Annotated in this window: 8 protein-coding genes; 2 read left to right on the plus strand and 6 right to left on the minus strand. The window is 68.7% G+C overall.

Annotation, left to right across the window (positions count from 1 at the left end; genetic code table 11):
* Positions 1 to 42: 42 nt before the first annotated feature.
* Entirely contained in the window at positions 43 to 975 is a 933-nt protein-coding gene (locus ACZ6SF_RS03840) for an SDR family NAD(P)-dependent oxidoreductase (RefSeq protein ID WP_466060449.1), read from the plus strand.
* Positions 976 to 1,024: 49 nt separating this feature from the next.
* Here ACZ6SF_RS03840 and ACZ6SF_RS03845 read toward each other — a convergent pair whose 3' ends face one another.
* The 3 genes from ACZ6SF_RS03845 to ACZ6SF_RS03855 all read right to left on the minus strand — a co-directional run bounded on the left by ACZ6SF_RS03845 (position 1,025) and on the right by ACZ6SF_RS03855 (position 6,556).
* On the minus strand, positions 1,025 to 2,515 hold the full coding sequence (locus ACZ6SF_RS03845; protein ID WP_466060450.1) for an MFS transporter: 1,491 nt from the start codon (positions 2,513 to 2,515) through the stop codon (positions 1,025 to 1,027).
* Positions 2,516 to 2,598: 83 nt separating this feature from the next.
* Positions 2,599 to 4,182, minus strand: a complete 1,584-nt coding sequence (locus tag ACZ6SF_RS03850) for an SEL1-like repeat protein (RefSeq protein WP_466060451.1) — start codon at positions 4,180 to 4,182, stop codon at positions 2,599 to 2,601.
* Positions 4,183 to 4,234: 52 nt separating this feature from the next.
* Positions 4,235 to 6,556, minus strand: a complete 2,322-nt coding sequence (locus ACZ6SF_RS03855) for a serine/threonine-protein kinase (RefSeq protein ID WP_466060452.1) — start codon at positions 6,554 to 6,556, stop codon at positions 4,235 to 4,237.
* A 279-nt stretch (positions 6,557 to 6,835) separates the two neighbouring features.
* On the opposite strand from ACZ6SF_RS03855, the gene ACZ6SF_RS03860 reads away from it, so the two are divergent.
* Positions 6,836 to 8,431: an alkaline phosphatase D family protein gene (locus tag ACZ6SF_RS03860; protein ID WP_466061330.1), complete on the plus strand. Its 1,596-nt coding sequence runs from the start codon at positions 6,836 to 6,838 to the stop codon at positions 8,429 to 8,431.
* A 17-nt stretch (positions 8,432 to 8,448) separates the two neighbouring features.
* Here ACZ6SF_RS03860 and ACZ6SF_RS03865 read toward each other — a convergent pair whose 3' ends face one another.
* From ACZ6SF_RS03865 to ACZ6SF_RS03875, 3 genes are all read right to left on the minus strand, one after another.
* Positions 8,449 to 9,708 carry a cytochrome P450 family protein gene (locus ACZ6SF_RS03865; protein WP_466060453.1) on the minus strand — a complete coding sequence of 420 codons (1,260 nt, stop codon included), beginning with the start codon at positions 9,706 to 9,708 and terminating at the stop codon, positions 8,449 to 8,451.
* 185 nt (positions 9,709 to 9,893) lie between these two features.
* Positions 9,894 to 11,675, minus strand: a complete 1,782-nt coding sequence (locus tag ACZ6SF_RS03870) for an ATP-binding cassette domain-containing protein (RefSeq protein WP_466060454.1) — start codon at positions 11,673 to 11,675, stop codon at positions 9,894 to 9,896.
* 49 nt (positions 11,676 to 11,724) lie between these two features.
* Positions 11,725 to 12,912, minus strand: coding sequence for a type III polyketide synthase (locus ACZ6SF_RS03875; RefSeq protein WP_466060455.1), 1,188 nt, complete (start codon positions 12,910 to 12,912; stop codon positions 11,725 to 11,727).
* Between the last annotated feature and the right edge of the window lie 65 nt (positions 12,913 to 12,977).

Raw genomic sequence — 12,977 nt, forward strand, 5'->3', positions numbered from 1 at the left:
AAGGTGAGAATCTGATTCTGCTGAATGAGAAGGGATGATCTCATGATCGATTTCACCGGGCAGGTCGCGATCGTCACCGGGGCGGGCCGGGGATTGGGGCGTCTGTACGCACTCGAACTGGCCGCGCGGGGGGCGTCGGTGATCGTGAACGATCTGGGCGGGTCGATGGGAGGTGAGGGGACCGATAACGGTGTCGCCGACGCGGTGGTCGCGGAGATCCAGCGGGCCGGTGGGGTCGCGGTGGCGTCCTACGATTCGGTGGATTCGGCCCCGGGCGCGCAGGCCATCGTGCGGACCGCCGTCGACCGATTCGGACGTGTCGACACCGTGGTGAGCAATGCGGGGATCTTCACCAGTGTGCCCTTCGAGGATCTGACGCCGGAACAGTGGGAGAGGATGCGGGCGGTCCATCTGGACGGTGGTTTCTATCTGGCGCAGGCGGCCTACCGGGTCATGAAGGAACAGCGCTACGGCCGACTGGTTTTCGTGTCCTCGTCCGGGGGGATGTTCGGCCAGCCACTGGAGGCGCACTACGCCGCGGCCAAGGCGGGGCTGGTCGGTTTGTCGAATGTGATCGCACTCGAGGGCGAACCGTTCGGGATCAGGTCGAACACCGTACTGCCGTTCGGCTTCTCGCGGATGGTCACCGAAACCGTGGGCGACCCCGAAGTCCTGGAGAAGCTGGGTTTTCTCGCGGTGATCCGGCCCGAACTGGTGGTACCGCTGGTGGTGTTCCTGGCCAGTAGCGATTGCGCGGTCACCCACCAGAACTATTCGGCGTGCGCGGGCCGCTACGCGCGGGTCTTCGTCGGACTCGGTGACGGCTGGCTCGCGGAACCCGGCAGCGATCCCACCGCCGACGATATCGCCGCGCACCTTCCGGAAGTATCGGCCGACGAGCCGTTCACGGTTCCCGGATCGATTTTCGAGGAAGTGTTCGGGGTCTGCGAACGGCTCGGGGTCACGGCACTCTGAGGACGCGGGCTCCGATCGAGGTTCGGTGCCCGCGTCCCCGGCGGCCCGCTCACCGTGCGGCGGCCGGCGCTCCACAGTCGGCGGGAGAGGCGAGTTCGGCGAGTTCGTCGTCCAGGGTGACACCGGACTCTCCGGCGGCCACGCTATCGCTTGCCGCGGGCGCGGCGATGTCCTCGGCGCTCTGGCGGTAGCTGCGGCTCAGGCGGCGGTAGTGCTTGCTGCCCAGCGCGTATCCGGTGAACAGCAGACCCAGGACGCCGAGCAGAACGAAAACCAGCGCCATTCCGCGGGCCTCGCCGGTGCCGAACCAGGAGCCGATCGAGCGCGCACCCGGACCGCCGGTCATGAACGGAATGAAGAAGAACTGGGCGAGTGGGCTGATCAGGAAGGCGGTCAGGGGAGAGGCGGCCTGTTCCACACTCTGTGCGAAACCGAACACCCGGCCCTGCCGCTCGTAGGGCACGACCTTCTGCAGCACCGTCTGTTCGGCGGCCTCCGCGAACGGCATGAGCAGCATGAACACCGCCATGCCGCCGAACAGCAGCAGTATCGAATCGCGCAGCGGGAAGATCAGCATGACCGCCCACAGGGCCATATTCACCAGCAGGATCAGCCGTACCGGATTCGACGAGGTGCCCGTCCGGGCGACCAGCAGTCCGCCCACGATCATCACCCCGCTGAGCACACCCCAGGCCACGCCCCAGACCTGCACCGACATCATGGACAGCGCGTAGGGGTCCATCAATGCCATGAGCCCGCCGAAGAGCAGGTTGTTCAGCGCCGTGAACGCGATCAGCGGAATCATGCCGGGGATCCCGCGGACGACGCCGATCGTGCCGCGGAGATCGACGCGCCGGGGTTCGCCGGCGGCCGCGGCACGGGCGAGCGTTTCGGGCAGGGTGAGCCGGTGCAGATGCGCCAGCGCGCCGGTGAGCACGACCACCGCCAGCACCAGAACGCCCAGCATCCCGTTCCAGCCGACCAGTAGCGCACTGGCCACCGAGGTCACCAGATGCGCGATCCCGGTCGTGGTGCCGACGAGTCCGTTGGCCCGGTCCCGGACCCGGGCGTGGAACATCGCGGTGACCACGGTCGGCAGCGCGATCGTGCGCAGGCCGCCGGCCACCACACCGGTCATCAGCAACACGATGAGAATCCACAGCCGGACGCTCGCCGGGTCCTGCCAGGCGGTCGCCGGCGTCGCCGCGTAGAACACCAGCGCCACCGCGTAGATACCCAGCGAGATCAGCGCGGACGCCTGCATGACAGATTTCTTGCGCCGGTGGTCGACGATACTGCCGAACCAGATACCGGTGCCCGCCATGGCGACCAGGAAGATCCCGGCGATCATGCCCGTGGCGAACACCGAATGGGTTCGCAGGTACACGAAGAAGGTGATGGCGAACCACACCGTGAAGTTGATGAACGAAACGAGCAGCACGTTCACCAGCAGCTGCGCGAAAGTGCGCACGGTGGGGTCGTGGATATCGAGGCGATCGGCGGCCTCGGCGGCGGCGCGGTGCGGGGTTCCCATACTCATGAACTCAACTACCTCGACAATGGTTCAGGTCAAGGATGACCTTGCGGATACGTCATCACCTGAGACCGAGGCCGCCGCCGAAACTAATCGCTGCCCGCCGGGCCGGCGGCCGGATGGGCGGCGGTCGCGATCACTTCCTCGGCGACCGCCTGGGCCCGCCACATCCGTGCCTCGGCCCCCGCGCCGCGCCGATCGAGCAGATCGGCCAGCCCCGACATGGCCGGAATCAGCCGTCGCGTCGCGGCTGCCCGCCACCACACCTCCGCTTCCTCGGGTTCCGCGCGCCGCAGATAGAGCAGACCGAGGTCGTACGCGGCGCCGATATGGCCGGCCCGGGCCGCGGGTGCCCAGAGCCGCACGGCCTGTTCGTCGTTGCCGAGCGCCTGCGCGGCGCCGCCCAGGGTGTGGAGGCGGTCCGGATCCGCGAGATCGGTGGCCGGTGCGACCTGCACGGCCGGCACCGGCGGCAGCGAACCGTCGGCCACGGTATCGGCCAGCGCGTCGTGATCGGGTATCTCGAACCCGTCGTCGTCCGGGTACCGTGGCGCGGCGGCCCGGTGCCGCGGGACCACCGCGACCTCGCCGCTCGCGGGTGCGGGCCGGGGCGGTTCGTGACCGTAGTCGGGAAGGTCCGCGTCCCGGATCACCGGCACCAGACCGGTCTGCTCCGGGTGATCGGCCCATCCGGCCGGGCCACCGATATCGTAGATATGGGAGCCGCCGGAGTGCCGGTGGCGGTCATCGGTGTCGTCGTACCAGGTCTCGTCGTATTCCCCGTCCCATTCCGCCGGCCACGCCGCGTAGCCGCCGAAATCGCGATCACTCGGGTCCAGGTTCGAGGTGACGACGGCGGGGACTTCCCGCGCGTAGCGCGGGGAATCCGTGCCGTGCCACGGGTCCCGGCCCAGCGGGAAGAAATCGGCGAAGCTGCAGGGATATCCCTCCACCTCGCCCATATCCGGCTGCCGGACGGCGGTCGCGGCCGGATCGAGGTCGTCGGTGATCTCGGAGGACATCGGATCCGGATCCCGCGGGACGCTGCGGATCTCCACCACCAGATCGGCGAAATGCGGTGGGCCCTCGCCCATACTGCACCACAGCACCGTACGGCCGGAATCGGTGTGCTCGACGACGATGCCGTAGTTGCCCAGCCACGATCGCGGTGCGCCGGCCGAATCCGACCACACCGGCGTCAGCACGAACAGCGCGTCGGGGGACTCGGCGGCCAGATCGACGGTAATACCGTGCTCGAGGGCGTCGCGCCAGATATCCACTCCGGTGAGCTGTTTCCCGTCGATGCCGATGTATCCGTCGACCACGGACAGTCCGATCCCCACCCCGGCCGTGCCGGGGGGCGGCGTCGCCGAGAGCAGCGTCATCGTGAGCGCCGATGCGGGCGTGGGCAACTGCTCGGTGTACATCGGATAGACGTCGGCGCCCTGCCAATCGATCGGATCGGCGCTGAGGTAGAGGTCGGCCAGGACGGCCGGTTGTCCGGGCGAATCCTCCGGAGTTTCCGCGATCGGCGGCACCAGCGCCAGCAACGGGCCGGCATCGCTGCCCGGGCCGCGTAGATGCCGGGGCAACTGGCCCGCGGCCGGTACGTATACGTACCTATCGTCCTGCGATGGAATCACTCCGGTCGTCGACGCTACCGGATCGTACATATCCTGCCCCGCCTTTCCCACCGCTCCGATTCACCCCGCAGCAATGCGGTGGCTATACCGTACTAGCCGGATCCTCCGGATGTGGTGCGATTTCGTGCCCGACGACACGTTCGAGTGCCGCGATATCGCTTTCCAGCGCCCGGAACAGCACATACACCCCGGCGAAGGCGAGCGCGCTACCGCACAGCAGGACACGCAGGGGCACGATGACTTCCGCGATCCGGTCGATCGGCAGGAACGTGGCGCCCGCCGCGCCGAGCAGCGGGACCGCGGCGGCGAGTACGAGGAAATAGGTGCTGCGCCGGTCCAGGGCACGCAGCCGTCCGATATCACCGGCCACCGGACCACCGAGCGGCAGGAATATCGGGTAGAGCGAACGCACGGCGTAGAAACTCACCAGGAAGTACGGATAGGCCATCGCCATCGCGCCGCAGACGATCTGGGTACCGAAGAAATGCGCGGATGCCCGCGCGCCGAGGGCGTCTCCTGATGCCTGAACCGTGATCGGCACCACCACACCGGTGATCGCCCACAGCACGAAACAGGCCAGTACCGTCCGGATTCCGAGCAGGAGGGTGTCCCGGCGGGCCCGTTCCAGCGCCGCGGCGTCGTACTGTCGGCCGCGCCGCAGCCCGCGGATGACCGACCACAGATGCGCGGTGAGGACACTGGTGACGGCGATACCGACGAGGAAGGCGACCACATAGGTGGGCAGGGCGACCCGATCGAAGAGTTCGCGGGCCTGCGCGTCGAGGTCCTCGATGATGAGAGCCCGGTTGTGGCGGTAGCTGTACCAGATCGCGACCGCGTTCGGGACGGCGATCGCCAGGAACATGAGGGGATGCAGCCACGCCCGGGCCCGGCGGCGCGGGCTGCGCGGCGGCGGGTCCACCAGATCGCGGGCGCGCGGGTCCAGGCAGACCTGCAACTGCCGGGCCATCTCGGCGCCGCGGCGCCAGCGCTGCCCGGGATCCGGGTCCAGAGCCCGCACCAGCGCCCGGCGAAGCGCGGCGGGGCAGTCGGGCGGAAGATCGTCGTAGGGGAGCGCCCCGGCGCCGCTGCGGCGCAGGGCCAGCATGGCCTCGAGTGTGGTCCGGTCGCCGGGCGTCCGCTCGGTGCCGGCGCCCGATTCGTCCGCGCCGGTGCGCGCCGGTGCGGTGTCGTCGTCGAAAGGACGGCGGGTGGTGAGGAGTTCCCACAGCACCACGGCCAGGGCGTAGAGGTCGCTGCGGGTGTCGAGATCGGCGGCGCTGCCGGGGAGTTCGGGATGCACCACGGCGAGTTGCTCGGGTGACATATAGGCCAGGGATCCGCCGAAATAGGCGACCGGGGACGCGCCCGCCACATTCGCCCCGAAACTGATGTTGAAATCGGCGATCCGCGGTACGCCTTCGGCCGTGAGCAGGATATTGGCCGGTTTGATATCGCGATGCAGCACCCCGGCCCGGCCCGCGTAGTCGAGGGCCAGGGCGAGCCGGCGGCCCAGCCAGGCGACCGTCTCCGGCCAGGACAGGGTGGCGAGTTCGGCGCGCAGATCCGATTCGGCGGGCCGGATCTGGGCCTTGGCGTCGAGGACCTCGTCGACGGCGTCGAGCAGTAACGACCCGTCGGGCCGGCGATCCCGGTGTTCGCGGAGTTTCGTGAGCACCGTGAGCAGCGTTCCGCCGGGCACGTATTGCATATAGAGGAGCCGCAGTCCCCGATCCGGGAGTACCCGCTGATCGAAGACCCGCACGATGTAGTCGTGGTCGAGCTGCGCCAGGGTCTGCGGTTCGGAACCGGAATCGCGGGAGATCTTCAACGCGACCAGGCGTTGCATCTCCCGCTGGCGGGCCAGGAAGACCTTGGCGAACGCGCCGCGGCCGAGCAGGGTGAGCAGATCGAAATCGTCGATGCGGGCGCCGGCCTCGATCTGGTCCACGCCGTCCGGGCCGGTCGTGTCCGCGCCGGTGGCGAGGCGGGTGCTGCGATATTCGCCGGTGGCGAGCAGTTCACCGAGTTGCGCCGCCCGGCCGGGGTATTCGGTGGTGTATTCGCCCGGTTCCACGCGGACACCGGCTCGGCGGCGCATATGGAATTCTTCGTAGATCAGATCCGGCGGCAACGGCCAGTCGCCGAGTTCCGGGAGTTCGGCGACGTAGTCGGCGAGACGTTTGGGATTGTCGCCGAGATTCCAGCGGTGGGCCAGATCGATCTTGATCAGTTCGACCAGCGCCACCCGCCGCAGGGCGGGCTCGTCGGGGAGGTAGCGAGGCAGATCCGGGGGCGCGGTGGGCGCTGCCCAGGCCTCGGTGAACCTGCGCAGGGTATCCGCGAGCCGATTATCGTGCACCGGCCCGAGGCTGTCCGCGCGAGGTGTGGCGGGGTGCCCCATCTGCGCATACTAACGCCGGACCACATCGCAACGATCGGGTTGCGGGGGCGGGCGCGCTGAGGAATTTATGTGTAACCGACGGTTACAGGTAAATCCTCTGGGGTAGGAAGCTGCCGAACGGGCAAGCGGAACGCCGCCGGATCATCGGCGGTCGGACCCAGACTACACGACCCGATGATCCGGGACCGGGGGTGCCCGTCCGACAACGCTCGTCCGATGGTCATCGCGCAGTCATCCCGGGGCCACGCTGTGGTCGGTCCGATGCGGGATTCCTTGATGATGGACACCACACGCAGGCGCTTCCTGACCGGCGCCGCGGCGGCCGCCGTCCTGGTGGCCGGCACCGGCGCCGCCGGCAGCGCCCGGTTCCGTGCTCCACGGCAACTCGGCGACCCGTTCACCCTCGGGGTGGCCTCCGGCGACCCCACCCCGGACGGCATGGTGCTGTGGACCCGGCTCGCGCCCGATCCGATCGCCCCGGACGGCCTCGGCGGGATGGGACCGGACCCGGTTACGGTGGATTACGAGATCGCCCACGACGAGGGTTTCCGCCGTATCGCACGGCGCGGTTCCGCGGTCGCCGACCGTGCGCTCGGCCACTGCGTGCATCCGGAGATCCGCGGGCTCGCGCCGGGGCGCTGGTACTACTACCGGTTCCGGGCGGGGACGGAGATCTCGCCGGTCGGCCGTACCCGTACCGCGCCCGCCGCCGGTGCGCCGACCCGGCGGATGCGGTTCGCGTTCGCGTCCTGCCAGGCGTGGAACGACGGCCGGTACACGGCGTACGACCATATCTCCGAAGAAGATCTGGATCTCGTGGTGCACCTCGGTGACTACCTGTACGAGTATCCGATCTCCGGTGAATCCCGCGGTGTCGCGGTGGAATCGCATCTCCGGCACGAACCCCGTGACCTGCGCGGATATCGTATCCACTACGGCTGGTACAAATCCGATCCGGCGTTGCGCCGGGCGCATGCCGCGTTCCCGTGGCTGGTGACGATGGACGATCACGAACTCGCCGACGACTGGGCCGGGGACCGCCCGGGCCCCCGCCCCGGCGCCGACCGGCTGGCTCCGATGTTCCGGGCTCGGCGCGCGGCCGCGTTCCGGGCACTCTATGAGCACCAGCCGCTGCGGTTGGGGCAACTGCCGTCCGGATCCCGGATCCGCCTGCACCGGCGCTACCGATTCGGTGACCTCGCCGACATCACGATGCTGGACACCCGGCAGTACCGTGGCGGCGGATCCATTCTCGGTGCCCGGCAGCGGGATTGGCTGGTCGACGGTTTCGCGAGCTCACCGGCGCGCTGGCAGATCCTCGGTAATCAGGTGGTGCTGGGCCGTACCGATCACGAGGCCGGACCCGGCGTGGCGCTATCCGCGGACGCGTGGGACGGGTACCCGGCCGAACGCGCCGCGGTCCTGGCGGCCGCGGCCGCGCGTTCGGTGCCCAATCTCGTGGTGATCACCGGTGACCGGCACGAGAACTACGCGGCCGATCTGCGTGCCGATCCGGCGGATCCACGGACGCCGGTGGTCGCGGCCGAATTCACCGGAACCTCGATCACCAGCGGCGGCGACGGTGTCGACAGTTACGCCCGCGGCGAGCAGTTGCTCGCCGCGAACCCCGACCTGAAATTCTTCAACGCACAGCGCGGATATGTCCGGGTCGAGGTCGACCCGCGGTTGTGGCGCACCGATTTCCGGGTGGTCCCGTACGTGAGCCGGCCCGGCGCGCCGGTGTACACCAGGGCCTCCTATGTGCTGGAGAACGGTGTGCCGGGGGTGCGTCCCGCGGCCGAACCGCGACGCCGCGGCCCGGCGGCCGGGTCCCGGCACGGGACGCCGCCGGACGATTCCGGTGATGCCCGGTAGGGGTGGGCGCGCCGGATTCAGAAGATATGCATACCCGGAGTCGGCGGGAATTCGACCGGTAGTGCGGTGAGAGCGCGCTGGAACGGACCCGGTCGCCAGAGGGTCTCGTCCGGATCGAACGCCGGGCGCAGATCGGGCAGGGCATCGAGGAGTTGATCGATCGCCTCCTCCGCGATCAGGCCGGCGATCGACCGGGCGTGCGCGGGACAGGCGTGCACCCCCGCGCCCCACGCCAGACCGGTTTCCGGTGCGGACAGGGCGTCCATGGTCCGTTCGGGGTCGTTGTTGCAGGCCGCCAGGCCGATGAGAACGGGCTGGTCGGCGGGCAGCCAGATATCGTCGATCAGCACCGGCAGCGGCGGATAGGTGATGCAGTGGTTGGCCAGGGGCGGGTCGGTGGCGAGCACTTCGTCGAGGGCCGCGCGTACCGGCGGTGCGAATCCGGTCTGATCGGCCGAGAACCGGGGGTCGGTGAGGATCAGCAGCAGCGTATTGGCGATGAGATTGCGCGGCGGCTCCACCCCGGTCCAGAACAATCCGAGCAGCTGGTGGGCCATCTCGTCGTCGGACAGTTGTGCCGGGTGCCGGATGAGGCGGCCGGTGACGTCGTCGCCGGGTTCGGCGCGCCGCGCGGCGATCAGTTCGATCAGCGCCTTCCGCGCCAGTGCCTCGGCTTCCTCGTCGGTGCGCATATCGAGAATCGGGCCGAGACCGTGCATCAGCTGATCGCCCAGTTCGGGCGGACAGCCCAGGATCCCGTTGAGTACCTCGAACACCAGCGGTACGACATAGCGGTCGATGAGGTCGGCCGCGCCATCGGCGCAGAACCGGTTGATCAGCGGGACCGCCGCCCGCCCGACCCTGGTACGCAATGCGATGAGATCGACACCGGCGAGGGCGTCGACCACGACGCCGCGGTATCGCTCGTGATCGGCGCCGGTGCTGCGCAGGGCATTCGGGCGCCACTGCATCGTGGGCACGATCGGCAGACCGGCCGGTGCCTTCAGCTGCCAGGCCCGCGGGTCCGAGGGGAACTGGGTCGTATCGCCGAGTATCCGCAGGGCCGTCCGGTAGCCGATCACCAGGGTGGCGGGCACGCCCGGTGCGATATCGACCGGTGCCAGCGCCCCGTAGCGCAACCGCATCCGCCGGTAGGCGGTATGCGGATCGGCGGCGAACTCCCTGGTGTAGATCGGGATGCGGGAACCGCTGGAATCGGTGGACGCGGCGGTTCTACCGCGGCGGTGCGCCGGCTGCAGCCGGGACTGCCCTGTCACTCGAGTACCCCCTGAGGTCGGTGCGCCCGGTTCCGGGCGCGCTCGTCAACCGGCCGAAAGAAATCCCTGCTCGAAAGCGTTCGGCCGGCACACATTTCGTTACCGGCGAGGATGATACCCAGCGCGGTTCACGCCGCGCACGCGAACCGCCGAGGCAAAATCGGGGTATCGCCCGATCCGGCGGATCAGAGGTCCGCCGGCACCGGAACCGGGGCGACCAGCGTGCCGAACTCGAGTTTCACGATGCGATCGGCGCAATCGAAGTAGCGGTCGTCGTGGGTGATGACTACCACGGTTTTCCCGCGCCGCCGCAATCCATCCAGGATCTCGCGGTAGAACACCTCGCGGAACTGCGGTTCCTGATCGGCGGCCCATTCGTCGAAAACGTAGATCGGCCGGTCTTCGAGCAGGGCCGTCAGCAATGCCAGCCGCTTGCGCTGCCCCTGCGACAACGCGAGCGTGGAGAGCCTGCCCTCGCGCACCTCGACTTTGTCCTCGAGCCGCAACTCGGTCAGGTAGCGCCGGACCTCGTCGTCGATATCGGGTCGGTCGAACCCCAGAAACTCCTCGAACAGGTGGAAATCCGTGAACACCGCCGCCGAATTCTGCCGGAACCATTCGATATTTTCGTGATCGACCAGTTCTTCGTTCACAGTTATGGTGCCGCCGCGCGGTACATAGAGCCCGGTGATCAGTTTCGCGAGCGTGGATTTCCCGCTGCCGTTGCCGCCGATCACGAAGGTGATCTCCCCGGGTTCGAACACCAGATCCAGCGGTCCGAGCCGGAAACCGGATATCTCCTCGTCGGGTTCCGGGCGCAGTGGGATCGGCCGGTCGTCACGGTGGTGCGTGCGCCGGCCGTCGACATCCGGCGGCGGGGCCGGGGGCCCGCCGGGCCGCTCGGGCGGATGCGGCGGTCCGCCCGGACCGGGCGGCATCGGCGGGGGTGCGTCGGCGCGGTAGGTGTAGCGGACTCCGGTCAGCACCAGCCGGGCCGATTCGAGGGCGGGCCGGTCGGCGTAGGGCAGGTGCTCCTCGTTGTGCGGCGTGTCCATCGACAGGTTCATGGCCCGCACCTTGGCCAGCGCGATATCCCCGCGCAGCAGATCGGGGAGGCGGTGCATGAAATTCTGCATGGGCATCGACAGGAACGTCGTCACCAGCACGTAGCCCACCATCACCTCGCGGGACAGATCCAATGCCGTGGCGATCCCGAAAAGGATGAGCGCCATGGTGGCCAGCTGCAGAACCTGCCCGAGGCTCTGCGCCACGGCGAATCCGGCCCCGGCGTCGACGTTCCGGGACCGCAGCGTCGCCGCCGAACCCAGCAATCGGCGCCGCATGAAATCACGCCGCCGGCCGCGATGCAGTTTGAGCTCCTTGATGCCCAGAGTTACGGCCTGGAATGCGCGGATGAGCGAGTCCTCGGTGTCCCGCGCCTCCCGGTAGCTACGGCGGACCCGGGTCAGGAACAGTTCGACGCAGGCCACTCCGGCGAGCGTGCCCGCCACCGTGATCGCGAACAACGGGCCGGACAGGGTCGCGAGGAAGACGAAGCATCCGACGATGGTCGCGATATCGATACAGATGGCCGGAATCGCGGTCACCGCCATCGACAGCGAGCGCACATCCTCGATGAGAGTGGCGACCAGCCGGTGCGTCCCGAGCCGCTCCAGATGTTCGAGCGGCGCCGCGACCACACCCGCACCGAGATCGGCGCGGAGGCGGTAGACCGCGTCCTGGGCCAGCCGGACCAGCAGTATCTGCGAGAGCAGACCGCTGACCAGTACGACCACGACCGTCAGAGCGAACTGCCCGAGGGTGGCCGGTGGTCGCGGGCCGGGTGCGACCACCCCGTTGATCAGCATGATCAGCTGGGTGTTCGCGACACCGCAGACCAGGCCCGTGGCCACCACGGCGGCGATCCGGGTCCACGAGATGGTGACGAGGAATCCGATGAGTTTCATGATGAGGTCGCTCTCTGCGCGGAGACGCGTCCGGCGGCCGGTCGCTGGATCAGCGCCGGACGATATCGAAGATCAGGCCCTCGAGCGTGACCCCCGGGGCGAAGGAGAAGGCCACGCCGGTGGAGAGACCACCGGTGGCCGCGGTGTCACCGATCATCCGTTCCAGCACGAAGATCAGCGAGACGGACAGCATATTGCCGAATCGGGACAGAATATCCCAGCTGGTCCGGGCGCAACCGGGATCGATCCCCAGCGAGCGGACCGATTCCGAGATGATCCTGGGCCCGCCCGGGTGGATGGCCCAGTGCGCGATATCGGACTTGGCCAGCCCGTGGCGGGCCAGGACCCGGGTGACCACCGGGTCGACACCGCGCAGGATGTAGCGGGGCAGATCCTCGGCGAGTTCGCAGGTGATGCCCTCGGGACCGACGCCCAGCACGATGCCGTCCGCGGCGTCGTCGAACAGGTGGCTGAAGGTATCGCGCACGACCACGGTGCCGGCGGCCAGCGGATGGTGCACCGGGGCGGCGCCGACCACCACCGCGCCGCAGCCGTCTCCGAAGAGGCTGTGGGTGATCACATCGTTCACATCGTCGGCGAAAACGGCGTTCACCGAGCTCAGCTCCAGGCAGATCACCATGGCCTTCTTGTCCGGGTGCGCCCGTGCGTAATCGATCGCGGTCCGGATTCCGTTCATGGCCGCCGCGCAGCCCATGAAATTGACCGTGATCCGGTGCACGGCCGGAGCGAGGCCGAGTTCGCGCACCACGGCGATATCCACGCCCGGCGCCAGCAGACCGGTGCTGGTGACGAAGACCAGCAGCCCGATCTCCTCGGCCGGATCGTCGAACCCGGCCAGTGCCCGGCGCGCGACGTCCACGGCCAGCGGCACGGCGTGGTCGTAGAAGAGATTCATTCGTGTGCGGACGGTGCCCCGGGTGCGGCCGAATTCCAGGAATTCGGGGGCGAGCGGGTCCACTGCCAGCTGCCTGGTATCGATCCGGGTCCGATCGTAGATCCGGGCGATCCGTTCACGTTGGTTCGGGTCGTCGAACAGGGCGGCGACCCGTGCCGCGGCCTCCGGCTGAGCGACAGTCGCGGCGGGGAATCCCGTGGCCACGGCTTCGATCACACCCACGGTCGTCGGCGGCGCGGGCGGTAGCGGACTGTGGTCGAGTTCGCCGGGGGCATGGTGACCGGCCGGGGTGAACCCGTCGATATCGAGGGACAAGGACACGATTTCTTCCTTTCGGGAAAGGAGCCGGCGACGCCGCCCCCCGATTGATCGATCGGGGCGGCGCC

The sequence above is a fragment of the Nocardia sp. NPDC049935 genome (genome assembly GCF_055586645.1).